This window comes from Escherichia sp. E10V10 (genome assembly GCF_004211985.1).
GTDB lineage: Bacteria > Pseudomonadota > Gammaproteobacteria > Enterobacterales > Enterobacteriaceae > Escherichia.
In genome coordinates this window covers 281,887-308,548 of the sequence record NZ_RHJO01000003.1, presented here as the reverse complement: position 1 = coordinate 308,548, position 26,662 = coordinate 281,887, and the positions used below count along the sequence as shown (strand labels likewise).

Below are 26,662 nucleotides of genomic sequence, written 5' to 3'. Positions count from 1 at the left end.
TTCTGGTGTCAGGTCGGAATCAGTATAAATATGGATTAAATTGCTACGACATGTGGTTATGTGATGGACATTCCAATTTTCAAATTAAGTAAAATTATTAACATTATTATTAACTAACTAATTTTAAAGTAGATAAAACTCATAAAGTTTATTAATTGATAATTGATATGGATTATTTCATAACCGAGATATGGATTATGATGATCTGCAGGTATAAAAAACCCTGCCATACGGCAGGGTCATAAAAGTGAATTGAATAACTTAACGCGCCAGCCAGCCGCCATCTACAGCGATGGTATAACCATTCACATAGTCTGAAGCACTGGAGGCAAGGAACACTACTGGCCCCATCAGATCGCTCGGCAATCCCCAACGCCCTGCCGGGATGCGGTCAAGAATTTCCGCACTACGCTGTTCATCAGCCCGCAGTTGTTGGGTATTGTTGGTCGCCATATAGCCCGGAGCAATCGCATTAACGTTGATGTTATGTTTTGCCCATTCGTTCGCCATCAGACGGGTCACGCCCATCACGCCGCTTTTTGATGCGGTATACGAAGGTACGCGGATCCCGCCCTGGAATGAGAGCATGGACGCGATATTGATAATCTTGCCGCCGTTGCCCTGTGCAATGAAGTGTTTCGCCGCCGCCTGGGACATGAAGAATACACTTTTGATGTTCAGGTTCATCACATCGTCCCAGTCTTTTTCACTGAAATCGAGTGCATCTTCACGGCGAATCAATCCGGCGTTATTCACCAGGATATCAATATGGCCGAACTCTGCTACCGCACGATCCAGCAGTGCAGGAATGCCATCAATCTGACGTAGATCGGCGGTCAGGCTTAAAAAACGACGCCCCAGCGCCGTGACCTGTTCAATGGTTTCTGTCGGTTCAACGATATTAATGCCGACGATATCACAGCCCGCTTGCGCCAGTCCCAGCGCCATCCCCTGCCCCAGTCCAGTGTCACAGCCAGTGACTACCGCGACTTTACCATCAAGAGAAAATTCTTTTAAAATCATGACAATACCTTATTCATTTTGCCCGCAACTAGCGCAGGTCTTTAACGGCAACGTGGTCCATATCATCGAAGACCTGGTTTTCACCGACCATGCCCCAGATAAAGGTATAAGCTTTGGTCCCTACGCCGGAGTGGATAGACCAACTCGGGGAAATGACGGCCTGCTCGTTATGCATCACAATGTGACGCGTTTCTTGCGGTTGCCCCATCATGTGGAAAACGCAGGCGTCATCATCCATGTTGAAATAGAAGTAAACTTCCATCCGACGCTCGTGGGTGTGGCATGGCATGGTATTCCACAGGTTTCCCGGAGCCAGCTCCGTTAGCCCCATGCTCAACTGGCAGGTTTCCAGCACATCTGGCACAAAATATTTGTTAATTGTGCGACGATTACTGGTGATGTTATCGCCCAGCGTAACCGGAGCGACTTCAGCCGGGGTCACTTTTTTAGTGGGATACGTCGTATGAGCAGGTGCGCAGTTGTAATAAAACTTCGCCGGAGTGGCACTATCAATGCTGGCAAAGACCACTTCTTTTGCACCTTTGCCAACATAGAGAGCGTCGCGGTGACCGATTTCGTAGCATTGACCATCGACGGTAATCGTACCAGCGCCGCCAATATTAATAACGCCCAGCTCGCGACGCTCCAGAAAGTAGCTCACGCCCAGTTGTTTTCCAACTTCCCCGCCAACAGAAACCGTTTTTGCTACCGGCATAATGCCGCCAACAATAATGCGGTCAATGTGGCTGTAAACCATCGTGTACTCATCCGCGACGAATACCTTTTCAACCAAAAATTCATTGCGCAGCCCCTGTGTATCCAGCGTTTTTGCATGCGCACTGTGGATGCTCTGTCTTACGTCCACATCAACCTCCGATAATCATTGAACTGTAAAATTACAACGATTGTGAAACATCGTTTCGTTTTATTCTTTAAAGGATGATATGCCTGCACAGTGCGCTTTTCAATCAAAAATAAAACATTGTTTCATTTTTAGATAAGGGATTGAGAAAAGTGTCGCGTCGATCACGAATAAGTCAGGTGAAGGAAAAACTCAGCGTCTATGGGGTATGTGCGCAGACGTGCCAACCATCATCATGAAATGGCTTGATGGCGGCAGATGTTTAACGAATAGAAAGGAATTTAGATCGGGTCGTCACGTTCAATAGTTAACGCCACGCCCTGACCACCGCCAATACAAAGTGTAGCCAGCCCTTTACGCGCGTTGCGTTTTACCATTTCATGGACCAAAGAAACCAGAATACGGCAACCGGATGCGCCAATCGGGTGACCCAACGCAATTGCGCCACCGTTAACATTGACCCGACGTTCATCCCATTCGAGCATTTTGCCAACGGAAAGCGCCTGCGCGGCAAACGCTTCATTAGCCTCAATAAGATCGACATCAGAAAGCTGCCAGCCCACACGCTCAAGGCAACGGCGAGTCGCATATACCGGAGCAATCCCCATCAGCGCAGGATCAACACCAACACTGGCAAAAGCGCGAATACGTGCCAGCACGGGTAAATTCAATGCTCGCGCTTTGGCTTCGCTCATCATCATTACTGCAGCAGCACCATCATTAATAGATGAAGCATTACCCGCAGTAACAGAACCGTGGCTATCAAATGACGGATTTAAGCTCGCCAGCCCTTCTGCACTGGCATCAGTACGCGGCTGCTCATCGGTATCAACAATCAATAGTTGCCCATTGTTTTGCGTTCTTACCGGGACAATCTCATCGTTGAATCGTCCAGCGTCAATGGCCGCCCGCGCTTTTTGTTGTGAACTAAGCGCATAGGCATCTTGTAATTGACGGCTGATACCATATTCACGCGCCAGATTTTCGGCAGTGACACCAATATGGTAATCATTGAATGCATCCCATAAGCCATCATGCACCAGACTATCAACCAGTTGGCTATCGCCAAGCTGTGCTCCGGTACGGCTATCTGTCAGGACATGTGGTGCGCGACTCATGTTTTCCTGACCACCGGCGATGACAATATCAGCCTCGCCACACTGGATCGCTTGTGTGGCAAGATGCAGTGCTTTTAACCCGGAACCACAAACATCATTAATCGTAATTGCCGAAACACTGTTGGGTAGACCACCTTTAATGGCCGATTGCCGTGCTGGATTCTGCCCAGCCCCTGCGGTCAGAACCTGCCCCAGAATCACTTCATCCACCGCATGTGCAGCAACGCCAGTGCGTTCTAATAACGCTTTCACGACCAGGCTACCAAGTTCTACGGCAGAATGGCCAGCCAACGCCCCACGAAAGCAGCCGATAGGTGTTCGTAACGCACCGACAATCACAACGTCTTTCATCACAACCTCGCACAGATTAACAGCGCAATAGTAAATGATTGTTAATAAAAATTATTTTAAATGTTTAAAAATAGTGATTTTTATCACAAAGGAAATTCACCGGAATGAGGGATGGATACCCAACTGGCACGCAAGGTTTGCATCTGCTAACCCATGAATCCATGAGCTGATATAGCGTTAATCTCCCATGTTTGACCTGGTTTATGGTAAATTGCCCTCCATTTTTCTTAATTTGTAGATGATACGTTCAAATAATGTCTAAAATTTGGTCAAAAGAAGAAACTCTCTGGAGCTTCGCACTTTACGGCACAGCCGTTGGCGCAGGCACGCTCTTTCTCCCTATTCAGCTAGGTTCAGCGGGAGCGGTAGTCCTGTTTATTACAGCACTGGTCGCATGGCCTTTAACATATTGGCCACATAAAGCCCTGTGCCAGTTCATCCTTTCTTCAAAAACATCCGCAGGCGAAGGGATTACTGGCGCAGTAACTCATTACTATGGCAAGAAGATCGGCAATCTGATTACCACTCTTTACTTCATTGCTTTTTTTGTCGTCGTGTTGATATATGCAGTGGCGATCACCAATTCGCTGACAGAACAACTGGCAAAGCATATGGTCATCGACCTGCGCATTCGTATGCTGGTGAGTCTGGGTGTTGTGTTAATTCTGAATCTCATCTTTCTGATGGGGCGCCATGCCACAATTCGGGTAATGGGATTTTTGGTGTTTCCACTAATTGCCTATTTCTTATTTCTTTCTTTCTACCTCGTCGGTAGCTGGCAACCAGCTCTATTAACTACCCAGGTAGAGTTCAATCAGAATACCCTTCACCAGATATGGATATCGATTCCCGTGATGGTTTTCGCCTTTAGCCATACGCCCATTATTTCTACGTTTGCTATTGATAGACGTGAAAAATATGGCGAACACGCTATGGATAAATGCAAAAAAATTATGAAAGTCGCTTATCTCATCATCTGCGTGAGCGTACTTTTCTTCGTCTTTAGCTGCCTGTTATCAATACCACCTTCTTATATTGAAACAGCTAAAGAGGAGGGCGTTACCATTTTATCGGCACTTTCTATGCTGCCAAATGCCCCTGCATGGTTGTCGATTTCCGGAATAATTGTCGCGGTTGTAGCAATGTCTAAATCATTTTTAGGTACCTACTTTGGTGTTATTGAAGGTGCAACGGAATTAGTCAAAACAACGCTACAGCAGGCAGGGGTTAAAAAAAGCCGTGCATTTAACCGCGCGCTATCAATTATGTTAGTATCACTGATTACTTTCATCGTTTGCTGCATAAACCCTAATGCGATTTCGATGATTTATGCGATCAGTGGTCCACTTATTGCCATGATTCTTTTTATCATGCCAACGCTGTCAACATATCTCATCCCGGCACTTAAGCCCTGGCGCTCCATCGGAAATCTAATTACGTTGATCGTCGGTATCCTGTGCGTATCGGTAATGTTCTTTAGCTAATCACTGATGTGAATGGTTCAAAATAACCACTATTTTGAACCATTCCAATTCTTACAGTGCACATCTTGCATTGTTCACCCTCCCCAAACGCTCCATAACTTAAACGAACATTATCAAGCTGTTATCCTAAATAAAAATCTGAACATCTTAATTAAGACTATTTAAGATGCATCACTTAGATTTACAAGATATCTTCTGGTCATTCGAAAACAATTTGCAGTATAGATATTCTTAATACATTAGGCACTTGTCTGATTTGCAATAAGGTCAACATGATTAACTGAGTGAAATCCAATCACATTTAAAGCTTAATGATGCACGCTTAAATATGTCATTAAGAATAATATCAAATACGGATTAAACACAATTTTTCATAAAAAGCTTACTAAATCAGAGTGTATTGACATCATCAATAACCAATGAAATTATGCAATTATCTATGAATAGGGAGGTTATTAACATGAGGCTTTGTAGTCGCTATAAAAGTCTTACATGCAATAGTTGCTCAATGCATTGCCAAATAATGCCAGAAAAATCACCACGTTTGCAGTATTGTGCAAATGCATGTTTTTGTATGTGGCCCGAAGAGAGTTCGTATTTTAATCGTGGCGTGGTTGAAGGTATATTAAGTAAAAACCATAATGCTCGATTAAGTGGATATATTTTTGTAGATTTTTCAGTAAGCTTTTTACGCCTTTTTTTAGAGAGTGACTGGATCGACTATCTTACGAGTACTGAGATGGGAATAGTGTTAGTAAGCGATCGAAATATGCAATCTCTTGCTAATTACTGGAGAAAACACAATTCCGCGATATCAGCCATTATATATAATGATGACGGACTGGATATTGCCAACGAAAAGATCAGGCAACTATTCATTGGTCGTTATTTGTCATTTACCAGAGGCAATACGTTAACTCAAATGGAATTCACCATTATGGGACATATGGTTTCTGGTTATAATCCATATCAGATTGCAGAGGTTCTTGATATGGATATCCGTAGCATCTACGCCTACAAGCAAAGAATTGAAAAAAGGATGGGTGGTAAAATAAACGAATTATTTATCCGTTCACACTCCGTTCAGCACTGAAACGTAACTGTCGATAATAATAAGCATTGTATATACGGGCACTTATAAAGATGCCCGTATTTTATCACATGAACTTTTAATTCAGTTTATTTGAGCGCTTATTTAATTATGTCACCTTACGCGCTACCGCAAAAATGAAAAGATATTGCGAGAAGAAGGCATAAAGACAACGGTTAAGAGTGTTAAATTTGTTAATTCACATGGAGTTTTAAGTTGCATTGATATGCTATAATTATAGTTTGCATGATAAATATAAAATTAATATATATTTATTCCATGAATACTAATATACTTATCAAACTATATAATTTCAATTTACTTAATTTTATGTTTCATTGACGTATGTACTGGATTATTAACGATAATATTGAGTTCTGGCCAGAGCACAGAAAATTAATTTCGGTACATGACGCCGAGCTTAACGCCGTTCTGACAACGCCAGCAAGCAGGTGCTTATCGCTGCTACTTGAAGCCTTTCCTGATGTGGTTGCACAACAGGATTTTTTCTCCAGAGTCTGGGAAGAAGAAGGCATGCGAGTACCGGTCAACACGTTATATCAAAATATATCGATTATCAGACGCGGGTTTCGCACGGTTGGTGAAACCAACCATTCGCTTATTGCAACCGTACCGAGAAAAGGTTTTAAGCTCAGTAATGATGTAAACATAGAAAACCATGTAATAATCCCTTCTGCAGATGCACAAAAGACCATATCTCCCCAATGCTTGAACGTTAAAGATGAGTTTAAAGAGACAAGTGCTCATCCAGATAATTATCTCAGAAATATAGTCAGGCTATCTAAAAATTATTTACCCATGCTAAGTGCATTTTCCGTAGGTTTGCTTACCGCATTTTTTCTCTGGCACAATAGTCAGCCCAAATCATTCTTTAAAGATTACAAAACTGTTGCACAAATAAATGGTTGTCATTTCAATGTTACAGAAGATAGCATTGATGGGTTGAAAGATCTCGATCAATATAAGAACCGTATATTAGGATCTGGAATTGATTGTAAAAAGTACCCCTGGCTATATTTCCCTCTCGATAAATCATCTCCCGGATTGATTGTTATGGCATGCAAAAAAAACCATAGTAATAACACAGTTGCAGACTGTTTAACTCTATCGTATCGCGGAGTTAACCATGATTCGTTATAAAAAAACGCTGTTTATTATTTTATGCTTTCTCAGTGGCTTCATTTTTTTTATTGCCTATCATTATTCCAAAGAACAAATAGTATACAATGAGAAATGCACGGCCAATTGGATTATATTTAATGACCAGGGAAGGGCTAATCTCACTATTGACTTTATGTATAATAAAAATAAAAAGACAGGAACTGTTGCGCTTAGCGGCACCTGGAAACAAAACACGAACACTTATAAATCATTTCGCCGAGATATTGAATATACGTGGATCGAAAATTATGACACTTTGCATCTTACCTCTACCAAAATAAATAAATTTGATATTATCGATCAAATTTCAGATGATAATCTGGCACAACTCCTGCCTGATTTTTATATATTCCCGGGAAAAATGATAAGCTATAATGTTCAAAAACAGAACAATCATGATTTTCTTTTAAGCATTGGCAATAGAGCAATTATGTATTGCGCAAGGTAACAAAACAACTTGATGCTGCATCTGTAATTAAAAGTCAAAACAACAAATGTAACATTTCAGGCATTGGAATATAATCTTTATATATTCTTTTAGCCATCTTCATCTCTGACGGTTCATGCGGCAATCCCCTCCCCCATTCAAATTACATCCGTCATTAAAAAATCCTTCCGCACTCCACTATGACAATAATGGTGCAAAAATAAACGCTGATCCGCACAGAGATGTTTAATATGGCAAATCAACATAATAGTTTTTAATAAATAAAATTACTCTTGCAATAATTCTTTCACACCAGATTGTCAGTCGACGAATAACTATTCCTCACAGCCTATCATTTTATCTTAAATGAACAATTACATTAAATTAAGAAATGTGATAAGCAGAACTTTATCAATGATTTTCAATGGGTTATATACATACATGATTAACAAATCATTAATTAAGAATATTTCAGATTACAATCACATCAAGCTAATATAAATTAACTTAAACAATCATGATGAATTTCGTTAAATAAAATATATGAATATCAGTTATATCTGTTACTCATGCAGGATGCCAAAAACCACAAACTTAATAGAGGTGAGCTAATGGATTTAGAAAATAAGTTCTCATATCATTTCCCTGATGGAATCATACTTACAGAAGATGGCATTCTTACAAAAGGGAATGAGGAATTTTACATCCCGCCGAAAGAACTCGGTGTATTATTTGTATTGCTTGAATCGGCGGGAAATGTTGTATCCAAAGATGCGATCATCGAATCTGTATGGAAAAATGTAATTGTAAGTGACGAATCCCTTACACGATGCATCTATTCATTAAGATGTATTTTTGAAAGAATTGGCTACAACCGTTGCATTGAAACCATATATAGAAAAGGTTATCGATTCAGTGGGCAAGTATTCAAGATAAAAGAAAATCAAGATAATGCTCCAGGCAGCACTATTGCTTTATTTCCATTTACAATATCTCACAGTAGTCAGGATCCATTAGCGCTTAATCAGGAACTTGTACAACTAATCTCAAATAAAAAAACAGATGATCTCTATATATATCCAATGACTGCAACCCAGTATTGCATAGATAATAAATCTCAGACAGCCTTCCTGGCCAGGTTCAAACCCGATTATTTTGTCACAGGAAGAATCAGCAAATATGATGCTTCAAATAGTTTATATATTGAAGTAATCGATGCAAAAAGTTTTTATCTTATTGCCAGTACACATCTTCAGGCAGATGACATACAAAAAATCTCACACTTTATAATTAGCAACTTATATCTGGCAATGAAGAAACCTAAAGTAGAACCAGGTTTTATGTCCCGACACGTACCTTCTGATGAAAATATTTTATCAGCCGAAATGTCTGCCGGGAAAAATGAACTGAATGAATTCACGCCTGAAAGCATTGCCAATGCAATAACTATATTTGAAAGCGTTAAAAATAAATCTAATGCTCAGTCAATAACCAATGAATGCTATTGCCTGTTGGCTGAATGTCATATGTCTATGGCACTTCATGGTCTATACGAACTTAAACATGCAACTCAAAAAGCATTGGCCTTTATAGATAAGGTATCTGATAAAAATATTTTCGATGGGAATATTTTAGGAATTATGGGACTGATAACCGGTCTTTCCGGACAAACGACTGCATCACGCATTTTTTTTGACCATGCACAGACACAAGTATTAGATGTAGCCTCCTTGTATTACTATAAGACACTGGTAAATATATATAACGAAAGAATTGAAGATGCTATCGCTTGTATAGACCAGTCACTGCTACTTGAACCCAAAAGACATAAAGCCGCTATAATAAAAAAATGCATTGATGTATATGTTTCTACAACACACAATGAAAGAAATGCGTTCTCTTATCACGGAACAGAGAAAGAATATCATTTAGTTATTATCAATAACATTCAAAAATTGAAGCAATTGACAAAAGTTAACAGCATTATTGATTTTAATGCTCAATATGAGGTCGCTTGATCTGCAATAAATATCATAAGCAGAATAGTGCTCTATATTTTGAGCTATACACTCTATTTTTATAGGGGATATTGGATTTATCTACATCTGACGTGAACGTATCAACAATAACGGAAGAATTCGATGACTACGGAAAAAACTGAGAAAGAGAAAAGTAAGAAACTGGAGCGGGCGAAGGGAATCGAACCCTCGTATAGAGCTTGGGAAGCTCTCGTTCTACCATTGAACTACGCCCGCTTCGAGATGCGTAAGGCATTATAAACCTTACGCTCTCCTAAGCAAGTGCCTTGCTACTGACTGCTGATTAATTCGCCATCAGCACTTTGGCTTGCTACCCTGTGGCGGCAAGTAGCGCAAAGGATCTATTGCCGTAGCACGGTAGCGAATCTGGAAATGTAGCCGCACGGATTCCGCATCAGTACTTCCCATAGTTGCTATCTTTTGCCCAGCCTTAACACTTTGCCCATTGTTCACCAACATCGTGTCGTTATGGGCATAAGCAGTAATGTAATCTTCACTGTGTTTAATCATTATAAGATTACCGTAACCACGCAGCTGATTACCCACATATACCACTTTCCCGGCACCTGCAGCGTATATTGGCGTCCCGCGTGCCGCCGCAATATCAATCCCTTTATTGCCACCATCTGCCATTGAGTAAGGCATAATAACCTTTCCGCTCGTTGGCCATAACCAGCAACGTTGCCCAACCGGCGGCCATGAAGATTTCGAAACGGCCGAAGACGGTGTCACTGACGCTGTTTTTGTCGTCGATTTGCCGGTGGATTTGCGCGTGCCGTTACTACTTTTTTTCGCCCCACCCAGTTTCAGCTTTTGGCCGATTTCTATGGTATAGGGGGGGGAGATGTCGTTGAGTCGGGCTAGCTCTTTTACGCTGGTTCCCGTGGTGCGCGAAATACGATAAAGCGTATCCCCCCGTTTCACGGTGTAAACGGAGCCGGAATACGTTCCTGTATCTGATGATTTGCTACCCGAGCAGCCAGCCAGAAGCAGCCCTACCGATAACAGCATCACGATACCCAGAGTTTTTTTATTCAGGCGTCCTGCGCTCAAAATCTTTCCTCGCTAAAAAACAAGACGCTATATCATAGCAGCCCCCCGTCAGATCCCCAATCCATTGCGTGGGAACAGGCATGTACGAATCAATAACTGTTAAAGAATCAATTAGCACCGTTGGCAAACATCGGAACCATCCTGATTGACCTCTAATACTCATTTATCACAATGATTTTTATCACGCTCATATTGATAAACTGCACTCACTTTCTTTGCTGATAAAAATGCATCATCCGTAGCGTTTTTTTAACGACATCACACTTCCCCCCTCCCCTCGTGTTTATAGTCGTTTCTGGCGTAATTCTTGCCTGCAAAGACTTAATCATTGCCATAAGAACCAAATGTTCAAATCAAGGGGATTTCTATGGAAGCGCGGGAAGCAACCGCTACAGGTGAATCATGCATGCGCGTCGATGCCATTGCGAAGGTCACCGGGCGGGCACGATATACTGACGATTATGTTATGGCGGGCATGTGTTACGCGAAATATGTACGTAGCCCAATAGCACATGGTTATGCGGTGAGCATTAACGATGAACAAGCCAGAAGTTTACCAGGCGTACTGGCCGTATTTACCTGGGAAGATGTCCCTGATATTTCCTTTGCCACGGCGGGCCATGCCTGGACTCTGGATGAGAATAAACGCGATACTGCCGATCGCACTCTGTTAACACGCCACGTCCGCCATCATGGAGATGCGGTTGCTATTGTCGTTGCCCGTGATGAACTCACAGCGGAAAAAGCAGCGCAACTTGTTCACATCGAATGGCAGGAATTACCCGTCATTACCACGCCAGAAGCGGCACTGGCAGAAGACGCTGCGCCAATCCATAGCGGCGGCAATTTACTGAAACAAAGCACGATGTCGACAGGGAATGTCCAGCAAGCAATCGACGCCGCCGATTATCAGGTGCAGGGGCATTATCAGACGCCGGTCATTCAACATTGTCATATGGAAAGCGTGACCTCATTGGCGTGGATGGAAGACGATTCACGAATTACCATCGTTTCCAGCACCCAAATCCCGCATATTGTCCGCCGCGTTGTCGGTCAGGCGCTGGATATTCCCTGGTCGTGCGTGCGGGTTATCAAGCCCTTTGTCGGCGGTGGTTTTGGTAATAAACAAGATGTACTGGAAGAGCCGATGGCGGCATTTCTGACCAGTAAACTCGGCGGCATTCCGGTTAAAGTTTCCCTAAGCCGCGAAGAATGTTTTCTGGCGACCCGCACTCGCCACGCTTTTACCATTGACGGACAAATGGGCGTCAACCGCGATGGTACGCTAAAAGGCTATAGCCTGGATGTTCTGTCTAACACCGGCGCTTACGCTTCACACGGTCATTCCATCGCTTCTGCGGGCGGCAATAAAGTTGCTTATCTCTACCCGCGCTGTGCCTATTCTTATAGCTCAAAGACTTGCTATACCAATCTGCCCTCAGCGGGTGCGATGCGTGGTTATGGCGCACCGCAGGTGGTTTTTGCTGTTGAATCTATGCTGGATGATGCTGCCGAAGCGCTGGGTATCGACCCTATCGAAATTCGTTTACGCAACGCCGCTCGTGAAGGCGATGCAAATCCGCTCACAGGCAAACGCATTTACAGTGCCGGATTACCAGAGTGCCTGGAAAAAGGGCGGGAAATATTCGAATGGGAAAAGCGCAATGCGGAGTGCCAGAAGCAACAAGGTAATCTGCGCCGCGGCGTTGGCGTCGCCTGTTTTAGCTACACCTCTAACACCTGGCCTGTCGGTGTAGAAATCGCTGGCGCGCGCCTGTTGATGAATCAGGATGGAACCATCAACGTGCAGAGCGGCGCGACGGAAATCGGTCAGGGTGCCGACACGGTGTTCTCGCAAATGGTAGCTGAAACCGTGGGCGTTCCGGTCAGTGATGTACACGTAATTTCGACGCAAGATACCGATATTACGCCATTCGATCCCGGCGCATTTGCCTCACGTCAGAGCTATGTTGCCGCGCCTGCGCTGCGCAGTGCGGCACTGTTATTAAAAGAGAAAATCATCGCTCACGCCGCAGTAATGCTGCATCTGTCGGCGATGAATCTAACCCTGATAAAAGGCCATATCGTACTGGTTGAAAGGCCGAAAGAGGCGTTACTGTCGTTAAAAGACCTGGCAATGGATGCGTTTTATCATCCTGAACGTGGCGGGCAACTTTCTGCCGAAAGCTCGATCAAAACCACCACGAACCCACCTGCGTTTGGCTGTACCTTTGTTGATCTGACAGTCGATATCGCGCTGTGTAAGGTCACCATCAACCGCATCCTCAACGTTCATGATTCGGGCCATATTCTTAATCCGCTGCTGGCTGAAGGTCAGGTACACGGCGGGATGGGGATGGGCATCGGCTGGGCGCTTTTTGAAGAGATGATCATCGACGCGAAAAGTGGCGTGGTGCGTAACCCAAATTTACTGGATTACAAAATGCCGACCATGCCGGATCTGCCACAACTGGAAAGTGCGTTTGTCGAAATTAATGAACCACAATCTGCATACGGACATAAGTCACTGGGTGAGCCGCCAATTATTCCTGTTGCCGCTGCAATTCGTAATGCGGTGAAGATGGCTACCGGTGTCGCAATCAATACGCTGCCGCTGACACCAAAACGGTTATATGAAGAGTTCCATCTGGCAGGATTGATTTGAGGATAACATCATGTTTGATTTTGCTTCTTACCATCGCGCAACGACCGTTGCCGATGCAACCAACCTGCTGGCTCAAAATCCGCAGGCCAAACTGCTCGCCGGTGGCACTGACGTACTGATTCAACTCCACCACCACAATGATCGCTATCGCCATATTGTTGATATCCACAATCTGGCGGAGCTTCGGGGTATTACGCTGGCGGAAGATGGTGCACTACGCATCGGCTCTGCGACGACCTTTACTCAGTTAATAGAAAATCAGTTAACGCAACATCATCTCCCGGCATTATGCGCTGCGGCTTCGTCTATTGCCGGCCCGCAAATCCGTAACGTCGCGACCTACGGCGGAAATATTTGCAACGGCGCCACCAGCGCAGATTCAGCAACACCAACACTGATTTATGACGCGAAGCTGGAAATCCATTCACCGCGTGGGGTTCGTTTCGTCTCGATTAATGGTTTTCATACCGGACCAGGCAAGGTTTCCCTTGAGCATGATGAAATTCTGGTCGCGTTTCATTTTCCTCCGCAGCCAAAAGAACACGCAGGTAGCGCACATTATAAATATGCCATGCGCGATGCGATGGATATTTCAACAATCGGGTGTGCCGCTCACTGTCGATTGAACAACGGCTACTTCAGCGAGTTGCGTCTGGCATTTGGTGTTGCCGCACCAACGCCGATTCGCTGCCAACATGCCGAACAGGCTGCACAAAATGCGCCATTAAACCAGCAAACACTGGAGGCCATCTGCGAATCTGTCCTACAGGATGTCGCACCGCGTTCTTCATGGCGAGCAAGTAAAGAGTTCCGTCTGCATCTCATTCAGACGATGACCAAAAAAGTGATTAGCGAAGCCGTCGCTGCGGCGGGGGGAAAATTGCAATGAATCACAGCGAAAGTATTACTATTGAATGCATCATTAACGATATGCCTTTTCAGCTTCACGCCGCGCCAGGTATGCCGCTTTCGGAACTGCTCCGCGAACAAGGGCTGCTTAGTGTCAAACAAGGATGCTGCGTTGGTGAATGCGGTGCCTGTACGGTGCTGGTTGACGGAACCGCGATAGACAGCTGCTTATACCTGGCCGCATGGGCTGAAGGAAAACAGATCCGCACGCTGGAAGGCGAAGCGAAAGGCGGCAAACTTTCTCATGTACAACAGGCTTATGCGAAATCTGGCGCTGTACAGTGTGGTTTTTGTACGCCGGGGCTGATTATGGCCACTACGGCAATGCTGGCAAAACCTCGAGAGAAACCGTTAACCATTACGGAAATTCGCCGTGGCTTGGCCGGGAATCTGTGTCGCTGTACCGGATATCAAATGATTGTGAATACTGTTCTGGACTGTGAAGAAACGAAGTAAAACGCAATCCGGCCTGAATTCAGGCCGGATTTTTTGATGACTATGCGCTTAACAATTCATATTTCTTAATTTTACGATAAAGCGTGGCGATGCCAATACCAAGCTCATCAGCGACTTGCTTCTTACTGTTATGCCGTGAGAGCGCTTCGCGAATCATCTGCTTTTCCATCTCCTCCAGCGCTGTGCCGCCAGCATCATCAAGAGCCAAATGTGCCTCGCTGGCTTCTGGCATCTCACTTTGCTCCGCCGTACCGTTATTAACCAGATTTGGTGGTAGTAGCGTACTGTCGATGACTTCGCCCGAAGGAACGACGTTGACCAGATACTCCATCAAATTACTTAACTCTCGCAGGTTTCCTGGCCAACGATGCTTACGCAGTAACTCAACAACATCGGGAGCAATACCCGGGTAAACCGATCCCAGACGACGGGTATGGAGATGTAAAAAGTAATGCACCAGCAGTTCAATATCTTCCTGACGCTCACGTAGCGGTGGCAGAGTGATAGGAATAACGTTAAGTCGGTAGAAAAGATCTTCGCGGAATTTACCTTCGGCTATGAACTGAGCCAGATTCTGGTTTGTTGCAGAAATGATGCGGATGTCGACCTGTATTGGGCTACTGGCGCCAATAGGCAGGATCTCACGCGCTTCAATCGCCCGCAGCAGTTTTGCCTGAAGCATTAAAGGCATATCGCCAATTTCATCAAGAAACAGCGTTCCCGTGTTTGCTGCCTGAATCAGCCCTGTTTTACCGTTGGCAGAAGCGCCAGTAAATGCGCCTTTAACATAACCGAACAGCTCACTCTCCAGAAGCTGCTCCGGAATCGCCGCGCAGTTGATAGCGATAAAGGGTTTGTTCCGTCGCCCACTCAACTTATGAATAGCACGGGCCACCACTTCTTTTCCGGTCCCGCTTTCACCAACGACCATGACGCTGGAGGGGCTAGGTGCGATGCGGCTAATCAGCCGTTTTAATTGCCGCATAACACGGCACTCGCCAACCAATTGTTCAATATGCGGTTCATCAGATGCATTTGCCACGGAAAAACTGGTATGGGATTGGTGAAACGCCATTAAAAATAGCTGTCGTCCCTGAATGTTATGCAACTGACCAATTATCAATTCACTTTTATCATCCCACGAGACAATATGTTGCATATGTCCATGAGTAAAATTACTCTCAAATGTTAATGGCCTGAAACGGATAAGTTTCCCAACCATATTATTTTGCACAACGCCAAGTGTTTTTAATGCAGTCTGATTAACGAACTGAACACGATTTTCCTCATCAATAACTAATACACCTTGATCCATATTATCGATCATGGTAGCAAATATTTTACTGATGTTATCTCCCGGCCCCTGATCTTCCAGGAGTTTCGAGACAAAAATAGTCGATATATGGCGAACGTAATCTGAAAATTCGCGTAAATTATCACTGATATGTTCTTGTTGCTCATGAGTAACCGCAATCAAACTTATCACTCCGACACAACGATCCTGCAGAATAACGGGCGTCCCCAGGAACGCCTTCTCACGACAACTCTCTTTACTGTCGCAGCCTTCACAAAGGGGATCGAAGCGAGAATGTGTCACGACCTTTTCGGTTTTCGTTTCGAGGACATAGCGGAGCAAGCGTGAGTTGCCACTCAACTGGCGACCAAGAAATTTCCCGTATGCGCCGGTTCCAGCGACGCGACACAAGTTTTCATCAACGATCTCAACCTCAAGCTGCAAAACGCTGGCTAGCATTCTGGCAAAACGCTGAATTGTTGGTTGAATTTGCATCAAAACTGACTGCGTATTAGCAAGCTCCATAGCTTTACCTTCCAGAATCACTTAAAAGTCGATCATTGAAGACGTTGATGGTTCACAGATCATAACGATATTAACTCAGGCAAAAATCGCTTTGCTAAAAACATAAGATTTTTATCACTTTCTAATGAAATTATGGAAGTGATATCACATTTCTATATCAATATGAGAATTACGGGAGTGAGTTTATCAAACTGACGAGTTTTCACCTGTCCCTTTATCTTATTTCTGATACTTAGCAGCAAATAAATAACTGCGTTAAAAAAGCCAAACGTTTCCGTATATTTTTAACTTCCGTAGTGTGGCGATAATTTGTGATCAATCCCACATATCCCCTGTCAGATTAGCGTTTCGTGACCGCGTAGATAATTCTGGCATGTTTATTGTTAGTCCCTGGTATAGCTGTGAAAACACCAATCACTTTGGCAAGTCACAGTGAAATAAACCACTTTGCCTGTCATTCCACTACCGGGACTTTATGATGAAAACTGTTAATGAGCTGATTAAGGATATCAATTCGCTGACCTCTCACCTGCACGAGAAAGATTTTTTGTTAACGTGGGAACAGACGCCAGATGAACTGAAACAAGTACTGGACGTTGCCGCAGCATTAAAAGCACTGCGTGCTGAAAACATCTATACCAAAGTCTTTAATAGTGGATTAGGTATTTCCGTATTCCGCGACAACTCCACTCGTACCCGCTTCTCTTATGCTTCTGCGCTTAACCTGCTCGGCCTTGCACAGCAGGATCTTGATGAAGGTAAATCACAGATTGCGCACGGCGAAACTGTCCGTGAAACCGCTAATATGATCTCCTTCTGCGCTGACGCTATCGGTATTCGTGACGATATGTATCTGGGCGCGGGTAACGCCTATATGCGTGAAGTTGGCGCTGCCCTCGACGACGGCTATAAGCAAGGCGTACTGCCGCAGCGCCCGGCTTTAGTTAACCTGCAATGTGATATTGACCATCCGACTCAATCAATGGCTGACCTGGCATGGTTACGTGAACACTTTGGTTCACTGGAAAACCTGAAAGGTAAAAAAATCGCCATGACATGGGCATACTCCCCAAGCTATGGCAAACCGCTGTCTGTACCACAAGGCATCATCGGTCTGATGACCCGCTTCGGTATGGATGTCACCCTTGCCCATCCAGAAGGTTATGACCTGATCCCGGATGTCGTTGAAGTCGCTAAAAACAATGCTAAAGCATCCGGCGGCAGCTTCCGTCAGGTAACAAGCATGGAAGAAGCATTCAAAGACGCTGACATCGTTTATCCGAAGTCCTGGGCACCTTACAAAGTGATGGAAGAGCGTACTGAACTGCTGCGCGCTAACGATCACGAAGGACTGAAAGCGCTGGAAAAACAGTGTCTGGCACAGAACGCACAGCACAAAGACTGGCATTGTACTGAAGAGATGATGGAGCTGACCCGCGACGGCGAAGCCCTGTATATGCACTGCCTGCCAGCCGATATCAGCGGCGTATCCTGCAAAGAAGGAGAAGTCACTGAAGGCGTATTCGAAAAATACCGTATCGCGACCTACAAAGAAGCCAGCTGGAAGCCATACATCATCGCCGCGATGATCCTGTCCCGTAAATATTCCAAACCAGGCGCACTGCTCGAACAACTGCTTAAAGAAGCGCAAGAACGCGTGAAATAACCCCCTCGGGCCGATCGACAGGTCGGCTCTCTATTTCCAGAGGCCAAAAGGATAGGATATGTCCGTTTTCTCATTGAAGATTGATATCGCCGATAACAAATTTTTCAACGGCGAAACATCACCGCTCTTTTCGCAAAGCCAGGCAAAACTGGCGCGCCAGTTCCACCAGAAAATTGCTGGCTATCGCCCAACACCGCTTTGTGCGCTGGACGATCTCGCAAACCTTTTTGGTGTGAAGAAAATTCTCGTTAAGGACGAATCAAAACGATTCGGTCTGAACGCCTTCAAAATGCTCGGCGGTGCGTACGCCATCGCTCAATTATTGTGCGAAAAATATCATCTTGATATCGAAACGCTGTCATTCGAGCATCTGAAAAATGCCATCGGCGAAAAAATGACATTTGCTACAACGACCGACGGCAACCACGGGCGCGGTGTTGCCTGGGCAGCACAGCAACTCGGTCAGAACGCGGTAATTTACATGCCGAAAGGTTCCGCTCAAGAACGCGTTGACGCCATTCTGAACCTCGGAGCCGAGTGCATCGTCACTGATATGAACTATGACGATACCGTTCGCCTGACCATGCAACACGCGCAGCAACACGGCTGGGAAGTGGTGCAAGATACCGCCTGGGAAGGTTACACCAAAATTCCAACCTGGATCATGCAGGGCTACGCCACTCTGGCAGATGAAGCCGTCGAGCAAATGCGTGAAATGGGCGTAACACCAACTCACGTTCTGCTGCAAGCCGGTGTCGGCGCTATGGCCGGCGGCGTACTAGGTTATTTGGTGGATGTTTACACCCCGCAAAATCTGCACAGCATCATTGTTGAACCTGACAAAGCGGACTGTATTTATCGCTCCGGCGTCAAAGGTGACATCGTCAACGTTGGCGGCGATATGGCCACGATTATGGCGGGCCTGGCTTGCGGCGAACCTAACCCTCTGGGCTGGGAAATCTTACGTAACTGTGCAACCCAATTTATCTCCTGTCAGGACAGCGTTGCCGCATTAGGTATGCGCGTGCTGGGTAATCCGTACGGCAACGATCCACGCATCATTTCTGGTGAATCTGGCGCTGTCGGTTTGGGCGTTCTCGCGGCTGTTCATTATCACCCGCAACGTCAAAGCCTGATGGAAAAACTGGCTCTGAACAAAGATGCCGTCGTCCTGGTTATCAGCACCGAAGGCGACACCGACGTGAAGCACTACCGCGAAGTTGTCTGGGAAGGCAAACACTCTGTAGCACCTTAATCACCCTATTGGAACAACTCCCCGCCAAATGGGGAGTAAAAAATCTGGAGAAAAATAATGGCTAAGAATATTCCATTCAAACTGATTCTTGAAAAAGCAAAAGATTACCAGGCAGACATGACTCGCTTCCTGCGCGATATGGTTGCTATTCCCAGTGAAAGCTGCGACGAAAAACGTGTAGTACATCGTATTAAAGAAGAGATGGAAAAAGTCGGCTTCGATAAAGTTGAAATCGATCCGATGGGTAACGTTCTCGGCTATATCGGCCACGGTCCGCGTCTGGTTGCAATGGACGCTCACATCGACACCGTAGGCATTGGTAACATCAAAAACTGGGAATTCGACCCGTACGAAGGCATGGAAACCGACGAGCTGATCGGTGGCCGTGGTACTTCCGACCAGGAAGGCGGTATGGCATCAATGGTTTATGCCGGTAAGATCATTAAAGACCTCGGTCTGGAAGATGAATATACCCTGCTGGTCACCGGTACTGTGCAAGAAGAAGACTGCGACGGTCTGTGCTGGCAGTACATTATTGAACAATCCGGCATTCGCCCGGAATTTGTGGTCAGTACCGAACCAACCGACTGCCAGGTATATCGTGGTCAGCGCGGTCGTATGGAAATTCGCATTGATGTTCAGGGCGTTAGCTGCCATGGTTCAGCACCAGAACGCGGTGATAACGCCATTTTCAAAATGGGCCCGATTCTTGGCGAATTACAAGAACTGTCCCAACGTCTGGGCTATGACGAATTCCTCGGCAAAGGTACTCTGACTGTTTCCGAAATTTTCTTCACCTCACCAAGTCGTTGCGCAGTAGCAGACAGCTGTGCCGTTTCCATCGACCGTCGCCTGACCTGGGGCGAAACCTGGGAAGGCGCGCTGGATGAAATCCGCGCCCTGCCTGCGGTACAGAAAGCCAATGCTGTCGTTTCTATGTACAACTACGACCGTCCGTCCTGGACTGGCCTGGTTTACCCAACCGAATGCTACTTCCCGACCTGGAAAGTGGAAGAAGATCATTTCACCGTTAAAACGCTGGTGAATGCCTACGAAGGTCTGTTTGGCAAAGCACCGGTCGTTGATAAGTGGACGTTCTCAACTAACGGCGTATCCATCATGGGCCGTCACGGCATTCCGGTCATCGGCTTTGGACCGGGTAAAGAACCTGAAGCGCACGCGCCAAACGAAAAAACCTGGAAATCTCACCTGGTGACCTGTGCCGCTATGTACGCTGTAATCCCGTTAAGCTGGCTGGCAACAGAATAATTACTCTTCACCTATTTCCCTCCGGTTCGCCGGAGGTTTTTTTGGAGTTTGCTATGCGCGTATTGATCAAAAACGGCACTGTCGTTAACGCAGATGGACAAGCCAAACAGGACTTGCTGATTGAAAGCGGTATTGTCCGCCAGTTAGGCAAAGATATTTCGCCGCAACTCCCCTGTGAAGAAATTGATGCCACTGGCTGTTACGTTTTCCCTGGCGGCGTAGATGTCCATACACATTTCAATATTGATGTCGGCATCGCGCGCAGTTGTGATGATTTTTTTACCGGTACCCGCGCAGCCGCGTGTGGCGGTACAACAACCATTATTGATCATATGGGATTTGGCCCGAATGGCTGCCGATTACGCCATCAACTGGAAGTTTATCGTGGTTATGCCGCCCATAAAGCGGTCATCGACTACAGCTTTCACGGTGTTATCCAGCATATTAATCACGCCATACTCGACGAAATTCCGATGATGGTAGAAGAAGGGCTGAGCAGTTTTAAACTCTATTTAACCTATCAATACAAACTCAACGATGATGAAGTCCTACAGGCATTACGCCGCCTGCATGAATCCGGCGCGCTGACCACTGTACACCCAGAAAATGACGCCGCAATCGCCAGTAAGCGAGCGGAGTTTATCGCCGCCGGGTTAACCGCGCCGCGCTACCACGCCTTGAGCCGACCTCTGGAATGCGAAGCCGAAGCCATCGCCAGAATGATTAACCTGGCACAAATTGCCGGTAACGCCCCGCTCTATATCGTGCACTTGTCTAACGGCTTAGGTCTGGATTATCTGCGCCTTGCTCGCGCGAATCACCAGCCAGTCTGGGTTGAAACCTGCCCGCAATATCTCCTGCTGGACGAACGCAGTTACGATACAGAAGATGGCATGAAGTTCATTCTTAGCCCACCGCTGCGCAACGTTCGCGAGCAGGACAAGCTGTGGTGTGGCATCAGCGATGGTGCGATTGACGTGGTGGCGACCGATCACTGCACCTTCTCGATGGCCCAGCGCCAGCAAATTTCTAAAGGCGATTTCAGCCGCTGCCCAAATGGCTTGCCCGGTGTGGAAAATCGCATGCAGTTGCTGTTCTCCAGTGGCGTAATGACGGGACGTATCACACCGGAGCGTTTTGTTGAATTAACCAGTGCGATGCCCGCAAGGCTGTTTGGCCTGTGGCCACAAAAAGGATTATTAGCACCCGGTTCCGATGGCGACGTGGTGATTATCGACCCACGCCAGAGCCAACAAATTCAGCATCGCCATCTCCACGACAACGCCGACTACTCTCCCTGGGAGGGCTTTACCTGTCAGGGCGCGATTGTCAGAACCTTATCCCGTGGTGAAACGATTTTCTGTGACGGCACCTTTACAGGCAAAGCCGGACGAGGACGTTTCCTGCGACGCAAACCGTTTGTCCCTCCCGTGCTCTAACCACTGCCAGGGATCTATACACAATCAAGAATGATGAGTGAGGAAAAATGAGTAAGAAAATTGTTCTCGCCCTCGGCGGGAATGCGCTGGGCGACGATCTGGCCGGACAAATGAAAGCGGTAAAAATTACGTCTCAGGCAATTGTTGATTTAATTGCCCAGGGACATGAAGTTATCGTCACTCATGGTAATGGACCACAGGTAGGCATGATTAACCAGGCATTCGAAGCCGCTGCAAAAACTGAAGCGCATTCACCGATGCTGCCAATGTCTGTCTGTGTTGCGTTGAGTCAGGGATATATTGGTTACGATCTGCAAAACGCCTTAAGAGAAGAACTGCTTTCTCGTGGCATTAATAAACCCGTTGCAACGCTGGTTACCCAGGTCGAAGTCGACGCTAACGATCCGGCCTTCCTCAACCCAACCAAACCGATCGGTTCGTTCTTTACCGAGCAGGAAGCAGAGCAACTGACAAAACAGGGCTATACCCTGAAAGAAGATGCGGGTCGCGGCTATCGTCGTGTCGTTGCTTCGCCTAAGCCGGTAGATATTGTTGAAAAAGAGACAGTTAAAGCGCTGGTAGATGCAGGACAGGTTGTGATCACCGTTGGCGGTGGCGGTATTCCTGTGATTCGAGAAGGTAACCATCTGCGCGGTGCCAGTGCGGTTATCGATAAAGACTGGGCCAGCGCCCGTTTAGCAGAAATGATCGATGCCGATATGCTGATCATTCTGACTGCGGTAGAAAAAGTGGCGATTAACTTCGGTAAAGAGAATGAGCAGTGGCTCGATCGCCTGTCATTGGCCGATGCAGAACGCTTTATCGAAGAAGGGCATTTTGCAAAAGGTTCTATGCTGCCGAAAGTGGAAGCCGCCGCATCATTTGCCCGCTCTCGCGCAGGTCGCGAAGCACTGATTACCGTGTTGAGCAAAGCGAAAGAAGGGATTGAAGGAAAAACCGGAACGGTGATTTCTCAGTAATTTATTGGCCGGGTGGCGATGCCATTCGGCCAAAGATTGTTAACAAAGAGCGCGTTATTGATGCCGGATGCGGCGTCAACGCCTTACCAAGTCTACAAAACATCTAATATTCAATGGATTGAAAAGCACTTGTAGGCCTGATAAGCGCAGCGCATCAGGCAATTTAGCGTTTATCATCAGTCTCAAGGCCGGGCGGTAATACCATCCGGCCATTTTCATTTAAGCTACTTCCAGCACTTCTTTCGTCGCTTTAACGCCCTGATGCATCAACATCATTAACGCCTCAAGTACGCCACCACCAATCGCTCGGGCTTTGTCAGAAACGCTGGTGAAATCAGCCGTTTCACCACGAGGATCGATATCACCGATTTTAAAGCCACCGACCACCGCCAGCCCGTCATTAAGTAAACCACGCACCATTCCCGTCAGCGGCGCTTTTATTTCATGCTCGCCAATCCAGGCAATAACATCGCCCTCTTGCACCAGATCGCCTAACTTCACGTTGGAACGCATGATACCTGCCGCCGGAGCGCGAATAACTCGCCGGGTGGTATGCCCCATAATATTGCCAGGAACGCCAGTGTTCTCCTGTGCGCAACCTGAGTAAATAACCTGTCCCAACCAATGCCCACGATTTGTTTCAATCACTGCATGGCAATCTTTTCCTGCGGTAAAACCCGGCCCAAGCGCAATTGTCACCGGAGCCATATCCATACGCGTACCTAAATTCTGTTTCGCCAGAATAGCGTCCACCACACAAAGTGGTTTCAGCTCATCAAGCAGTAAACAGTCGGGGTCTACCATCACGGGAATAAACCCGCGTTCAGTCAGTTTCATCGCCTCTGCAGAGCTGGTTGCCAGTCGGGCGGTGACGCCTTCAACCGCCATTTCGTCATCGAACACGGCCTGGGCAAACGCCACGGTACAGCGAATCACCGTCGGTTTTTCCACTTCCAGCATGATCACTTTAAAACCAGCATGATACAGACGCAGCGCCACACCACTGGCGATATCCCCCGCGCCGCGAATCACCACCAGCTGGTGTCCGGAAGGATGAGAAGGTTTCATCATCAGCCCACCCGGCGCGTGATTTTTCACCTGTAATATTTCTGCCAGAACGCTGATAGCGATCTCCTGCGGCGTTTCCGCACCTATGTTGTAACCAACGGGCGCATGTAAACGAGCAATATGTTCTTCAGCCACGCCTTTCTCACGCAATTGACGCAAGAAAAGCTGAACCTTGCGGCGACTAGCCAGTAAACCCAGCCATGCAATGGGCTGTTCAATGAGTTTATCGAGGGCTTCACGATCCTGATTATTCGTGGCAATCAGGACAAAATTATCAGGGCGAATCTCCAGTGCTTCCACTGCCGCGCCAAACGACTCAGCATGAACAAGCGCAGTTGATGGCGGGAAAAGTTCAGGATTCAGGCTTTCGCGATAAATATCGGCAACAGCAATATCAAAACCCAGCAGTGCTGCGCTTTGGGCTATCGCCCGGTTAACATGCCCCGCGCCGATCAACACCAGCCGGGGTCGCATACCATGTACGCTGATAAACACTGACATTGCGCCTCCGCAATCTGACCCGACGGCATCCGCGCCGTTACGCGCCATGCGTCCATGGAATAATCGCGGCTTACGTTCCTGCAATGCCTGAAGCGACTCTTCAATCACCTTCCGCTCAACCATTCCGCCACCAATTGTACCGACGATAGAACCATCGGCGCGCACTAACATTTGTGCAGAATGGCGGGGAGTAGAGCCTCGGCTATCTACAATTTGCGCTATTGCAAAAGGACAATTTTGCTCTTCGAGTTTTGCAGCCTCTGTGAAAATATTCATACCAACCTCAATGGATATCCTTTCAGTAACCCGGAAAGCCCGGGCCGCTAATTCACAAATCTGCGCGCGATTGCAGGATGTTCTTGTATATCGCCCAGCCAGATTGCCTCTACGTCATGTTGTTGCAGCGGCTGAAGTAGCTCGCTTTGCGCAATCGCATTCTCACATTGAGAAAAACGGTTAATGAACCAGATTCGCCGACAGCCTTGCGGTACGTTTTTAAACGCGCCCTGCGGGTGACGAACCAGCGCAATGAGATCGCTCAGTTGCAAGGTCGTCCCTGACGTCAGCCCAGTAATATCGGCAAACTGCGACCAGCGATGGACATTTTCCGCACCAACTTTCGCGCCCAAAACATGCCCGCCCATCACAGCAATCACGCAGCAACTGCTTTTCGGTATGCAAGGTTCGTGCTCATCCGGCGCTTTTAACGGCATTCCACGTGAGCCATCTGCCTCAATGAGAATTACGTCACACTCTGGTCGTTGCACCAGTGCATCGATCGCTTCTGGCGTAAATCCCTGCACTTTTCCCTTGTTCGCTTTCCAGCGGTGAAAACAAAATGAAATGGGGGATGTAAGAGACGCATGAGGAAGCATGGCGGGATCACGGCAGAAAACCACGGGCCAGTGTGAATCTGGCATAAACATATGTGTAGTCGTAGTGATCAACACGCGCCTACCGATGGACTGAAATAACTGCGCCAGCCAAAAAAGCAGACTGGTTTTCCCCCCGGCGCCAACAACAGAAATCACAGTGGGGTGTTTCTGCGCGCCTAAATCAATGAATAACGCCGATAGGTCAATTATACTTTTCACGAGTCTTCATGGACCTCTCTGGGGTAAGTACGCATTAATCAGGGAGTAACACATTTTCAGGCGTTATTAGCCCATATAATAATGGAACCACTATGTCAGCCATCGACTGTATTATTACCGCGGCCGGATTATCATCAAGAATGGGGCAATGGAAAATGATGTTACCCTGGCAACAGGGAACAATTCTTGACGCGAGTATCAAAAATGCGTTGCAGTTTTGTAGCCGAATTATTTTAGTCACTGGTTATCGCGGTAATGAACTGCATAATCGCTACGCAAGCCATAGCAACATTACTATTATCTACAATCCAGATTATGCGCAGGGGTTACTGACTTCGGTAAAGGCCGCAGCGCCAGCGGTACAAACAGAACATTGTTTTCTCACTCATGGTGATATGCCAACCATCAATAGAGATATTTTCCTAAAAATCTGGAGTTTACGAAACAACGGAGCCATACTCCCGCTCCATAATGGTACACCTGGCCATCCGATTTTAGTGTCAAAATCCTGCCTGATGCAGGCGGTCAAACAACCCAATGTTACCCATATGCGCCAGGCATTACTCATGGGCGAACATTATTTCGTCGAAATGGAAAATGAAGAAATAATTTTAGATATTGATACTCCAAATGACTTTATTAATGCGCAAAAAAAGCATACTAAAATTTAGAAAAGCCAGTTAAACGATTGCGTTCAAATATTAAATCCACTCAGTACGTCTTTATCATAATGATACAGAATCACTGATTTTGAGAAATGAGAAAAAGTGATAAAACTCCTGACAACAATAATACCCAGGAGTGATTTTAATTCTCATTTGACACCTGTGAGATCATTCACAAAAGTCCCTTAAGTTTCGAGGCGCTTCACATTTTTTTATATTTCCTGGCGAACATGGCAAGAGTGGTGTG

At 46.3% G+C, this 26,662-nt stretch carries 21 protein-coding genes and 1 tRNA gene; 14 read left to right on the top strand and 8 right to left on the bottom strand.

The genetic code is table 11. The annotated features are described in order from the left end of the window. Positions 1-261 precede the first annotated feature (261 nt). The 3 genes from kduD to D9736_RS07890 all read right to left on the bottom strand — a co-directional run bounded on the left by kduD (position 262) and on the right by D9736_RS07890 (position 3,354). On the bottom strand, positions 262-1,023 hold the full coding sequence (kduD, locus tag D9736_RS07905) for a 2-dehydro-3-deoxy-D-gluconate 5-dehydrogenase KduD (protein ID WP_130258075.1): 762 nt from the start codon (positions 1,021-1,023) through the stop codon (positions 262-264). Between the two features lie 28 nt (positions 1,024-1,051). After that, positions 1,052-1,888, bottom strand: a complete 837-nt coding sequence (gene kduI, locus D9736_RS07900) for a 5-dehydro-4-deoxy-D-glucuronate isomerase (RefSeq protein WP_130207764.1) — start codon at positions 1,886-1,888, stop codon at positions 1,052-1,054. A gap of 278 nt (positions 1,889-2,166) precedes the next feature. Continuing rightward, the gene (locus D9736_RS07890) at positions 2,167-3,354 is read right to left on the bottom strand and encodes an acetyl-CoA C-acetyltransferase (protein ID WP_130207766.1); all 1,188 of its coding nucleotides are present in this window, start codon (positions 3,352-3,354) and stop codon (positions 2,167-2,169) included. 254 nt (positions 3,355-3,608) lie between these two features. On the opposite strand from D9736_RS07890, the gene D9736_RS07885 reads away from it, so the two are divergent. The 5 genes from D9736_RS07885 to D9736_RS07865 all read left to right on the top strand — a co-directional run bounded on the left by D9736_RS07885 (position 3,609) and on the right by D9736_RS07865 (position 9,555). Further along, positions 3,609-4,838, top strand: a complete 1,230-nt coding sequence (locus D9736_RS07885; protein WP_064529821.1) for an amino acid permease — start codon at positions 3,609-3,611, stop codon at positions 4,836-4,838. A gap of 460 nt (positions 4,839-5,298) precedes the next feature. Continuing rightward, entirely contained in the window at positions 5,299-5,931 is a 633-nt protein-coding gene (locus D9736_RS07880; protein ID WP_130207770.1) for a helix-turn-helix transcriptional regulator, read from the top strand. Between the two features lie 342 nt (positions 5,932-6,273). Further along, a complete protein-coding gene (locus D9736_RS07875) occupies positions 6,274-7,089 on the top strand; it encodes a transcriptional regulator (RefSeq protein WP_130221482.1) in 816 nt (271 codons plus the stop codon). Then, the gene (locus D9736_RS07870) at positions 7,076-7,558 is read left to right on the top strand and encodes a hypothetical protein (RefSeq protein ID WP_130217902.1); all 483 of its coding nucleotides are present in this window, start codon (positions 7,076-7,078) and stop codon (positions 7,556-7,558) included. The genes D9736_RS07875 and D9736_RS07870 overlap by 14 nt, the downstream gene beginning before the upstream one ends. A 590-nt stretch (positions 7,559-8,148) precedes the next feature. After that, positions 8,149-9,555, top strand: a complete 1,407-nt coding sequence (locus tag D9736_RS07865) for a winged helix-turn-helix domain-containing protein (protein WP_130217904.1) — start codon at positions 8,149-8,151, stop codon at positions 9,553-9,555. 163 nt (positions 9,556-9,718) lie between these two features. Here D9736_RS07865 and D9736_RS07860 read toward each other — a convergent pair. Continuing rightward, a tRNA-Gly gene (locus D9736_RS07860) sits at positions 9,719-9,792 on the bottom strand. A gap of 78 nt (positions 9,793-9,870) precedes the next feature. Further along, positions 9,871-10,629, bottom strand: a complete 759-nt coding sequence (gene actS / locus D9736_RS07855) for an amidase activator ActS (protein ID WP_130217906.1) — start codon at positions 10,627-10,629, stop codon at positions 9,871-9,873. A 367-nt stretch (positions 10,630-10,996) separates the two neighbouring features. Here actS and xdhA point away from each other — a divergent pair, with 367 nt between their 5' ends. From xdhA to xdhC, 3 genes are read left to right on the top strand one after another with little or no spacing between them, the layout of a single operon-like run. Further along, positions 10,997-13,294, top strand: coding sequence for a xanthine dehydrogenase molybdenum-binding subunit XdhA (gene xdhA, locus D9736_RS07850; protein WP_130258074.1), 2,298 nt, complete (start codon positions 10,997-10,999; stop codon positions 13,292-13,294). 10 nt (positions 13,295-13,304) lie between these two features. Next, positions 13,305-14,183 (top strand): xanthine dehydrogenase FAD-binding subunit XdhB, encoded by an 879-nt coding sequence (gene xdhB / locus D9736_RS07845; protein WP_130207782.1) that lies wholly within the window; start codon positions 13,305-13,307, stop codon positions 14,181-14,183. Continuing rightward, positions 14,180-14,659, top strand: a complete 480-nt coding sequence (xdhC, locus tag D9736_RS07840) for a xanthine dehydrogenase iron sulfur-binding subunit XdhC (protein ID WP_130207784.1) — start codon at positions 14,180-14,182, stop codon at positions 14,657-14,659. Before xdhB ends, xdhC begins: the two co-directional genes overlap by 4 nt. A gap of 40 nt (positions 14,660-14,699) precedes the next feature. Here xdhC and D9736_RS07835 read toward each other — a convergent pair whose 3' ends face one another. After that, positions 14,700-16,478, bottom strand: a complete 1,779-nt coding sequence (locus tag D9736_RS07835) for a sigma-54-dependent Fis family transcriptional regulator (RefSeq protein ID WP_130258073.1) — start codon at positions 16,476-16,478, stop codon at positions 14,700-14,702. 478 nt (positions 16,479-16,956) lie between these two features. Here D9736_RS07835 and ygeW point away from each other — a divergent pair, with 478 nt between their 5' ends. Genes ygeW through arcC form a run of 5 tightly spaced genes read left to right on the top strand, consistent with a single transcriptional unit; the run spans position 16,957 to position 23,087 of the window. Beyond that, on the top strand, positions 16,957-18,144 hold the full coding sequence (ygeW, locus tag D9736_RS07830) for a knotted carbamoyltransferase YgeW (RefSeq protein ID WP_130258137.1): 1,188 nt from the start codon (positions 16,957-16,959) through the stop codon (positions 18,142-18,144). 58 nt (positions 18,145-18,202) lie between these two features. Further along, positions 18,203-19,399: a diaminopropionate ammonia-lyase gene (gene dpaL, locus D9736_RS07825; protein ID WP_130258072.1), complete on the top strand. Its 1,197-nt coding sequence runs from the start codon at positions 18,203-18,205 to the stop codon at positions 19,397-19,399. A gap of 57 nt (positions 19,400-19,456) precedes the next feature. Then, positions 19,457-20,668, top strand: a complete 1,212-nt coding sequence (locus D9736_RS07820; protein WP_130258071.1) for a YgeY family selenium metabolism-linked hydrolase — start codon at positions 19,457-19,459, stop codon at positions 20,666-20,668. Positions 20,669-20,721: 53 nt separating this feature from the next. Then, on the top strand, positions 20,722-22,107 hold the full coding sequence (gene hyuA, locus D9736_RS07815) for a D-phenylhydantoinase (protein ID WP_130258070.1): 1,386 nt from the start codon (positions 20,722-20,724) through the stop codon (positions 22,105-22,107). A 47-nt stretch (positions 22,108-22,154) separates the two neighbouring features. Further along, positions 22,155-23,087 (top strand): carbamate kinase, encoded by a 933-nt coding sequence (arcC, locus tag D9736_RS07810; RefSeq protein WP_130207792.1) that lies wholly within the window; start codon positions 22,155-22,157, stop codon positions 23,085-23,087. Positions 23,088-23,306: 219 nt separating this feature from the next. Here the strand turns inward: arcC and yqeB are convergent, their stop codons facing one another. Beyond that, the gene (gene yqeB, locus D9736_RS07805) at positions 23,307-24,932 is read right to left on the bottom strand and encodes a selenium-dependent molybdenum cofactor biosynthesis protein YqeB (protein WP_130258069.1); all 1,626 of its coding nucleotides are present in this window, start codon (positions 24,930-24,932) and stop codon (positions 23,307-23,309) included. 47 nt (positions 24,933-24,979) lie between these two features. Then, on the bottom strand, positions 24,980-25,750 hold the full coding sequence (yqeC, locus tag D9736_RS07800; RefSeq protein WP_130258068.1) for a selenium cofactor biosynthesis protein YqeC: 771 nt from the start codon (positions 25,748-25,750) through the stop codon (positions 24,980-24,982). Positions 25,751-25,842: 92 nt separating this feature from the next. Here yqeC and mocA point away from each other — a divergent pair, with 92 nt between their 5' ends. After that, entirely contained in the window at positions 25,843-26,421 is a 579-nt protein-coding gene (gene mocA, locus D9736_RS07795) for a molybdenum cofactor cytidylyltransferase (protein ID WP_130258067.1), read from the top strand. Positions 26,422-26,662: the final 241 nt, after the last annotated feature.

Bases quoted from the DNA above. Each gene is read 5' to 3' on its own strand.
- kduD (WP_130258075.1), bottom strand. From the start codon at position 1,023: ATGATTTTAAAAGAATTTTCTCTTGATGGTAAAGTCGCGGTAGTCACT.
- D9736_RS07890 (WP_130207766.1), bottom strand. From the start codon at position 3,354: ATGAAAGACGTTGTGATTGTCGGTGCGTTACGAACACCTATCGGCTGC.
- D9736_RS07885 (WP_064529821.1), top strand. From the start codon at position 3,609: ATGTCTAAAATTTGGTCAAAAGAAGAAACTCTCTGGAGCTTCGCACTT.
- D9736_RS07880 (WP_130207770.1), top strand. From the start codon at position 5,299: ATGAGGCTTTGTAGTCGCTATAAAAGTCTTACATGCAATAGTTGCTCA.
- D9736_RS07875 (WP_130221482.1), top strand. From the start codon at position 6,274: ATGTACTGGATTATTAACGATAATATTGAGTTCTGGCCAGAGCACAGA.
- D9736_RS07870 (WP_130217902.1), top strand. From the start codon at position 7,076: ATGATTCGTTATAAAAAAACGCTGTTTATTATTTTATGCTTTCTCAGT.
- D9736_RS07865 (WP_130217904.1), top strand. From the start codon at position 8,149: ATGGATTTAGAAAATAAGTTCTCATATCATTTCCCTGATGGAATCATA.
- xdhA (WP_130258074.1), top strand. From the start codon at position 10,997: ATGGAAGCGCGGGAAGCAACCGCTACAGGTGAATCATGCATGCGCGTC.
- xdhB (WP_130207782.1), top strand. From the start codon at position 13,305: ATGTTTGATTTTGCTTCTTACCATCGCGCAACGACCGTTGCCGATGCA.
- xdhC (WP_130207784.1), top strand. From the start codon at position 14,180: ATGAATCACAGCGAAAGTATTACTATTGAATGCATCATTAACGATATG.
- D9736_RS07835 (WP_130258073.1), bottom strand. From the start codon at position 16,478: ATGGAGCTTGCTAATACGCAGTCAGTTTTGATGCAAATTCAACCAACA.
- ygeW (WP_130258137.1), top strand. From the start codon at position 16,957: ATGAAAACTGTTAATGAGCTGATTAAGGATATCAATTCGCTGACCTCT.
- dpaL (WP_130258072.1), top strand. From the start codon at position 18,203: ATGTCCGTTTTCTCATTGAAGATTGATATCGCCGATAACAAATTTTTC.
- D9736_RS07820 (WP_130258071.1), top strand. From the start codon at position 19,457: ATGGCTAAGAATATTCCATTCAAACTGATTCTTGAAAAAGCAAAAGAT.
- hyuA (WP_130258070.1), top strand. From the start codon at position 20,722: ATGCGCGTATTGATCAAAAACGGCACTGTCGTTAACGCAGATGGACAA.
- arcC (WP_130207792.1), top strand. From the start codon at position 22,155: ATGAGTAAGAAAATTGTTCTCGCCCTCGGCGGGAATGCGCTGGGCGAC.
- yqeB (WP_130258069.1), bottom strand. From the start codon at position 24,932: ATGAATATTTTCACAGAGGCTGCAAAACTCGAAGAGCAAAATTGTCCT.
- mocA (WP_130258067.1), top strand. From the start codon at position 25,843: ATGTCAGCCATCGACTGTATTATTACCGCGGCCGGATTATCATCAAGA.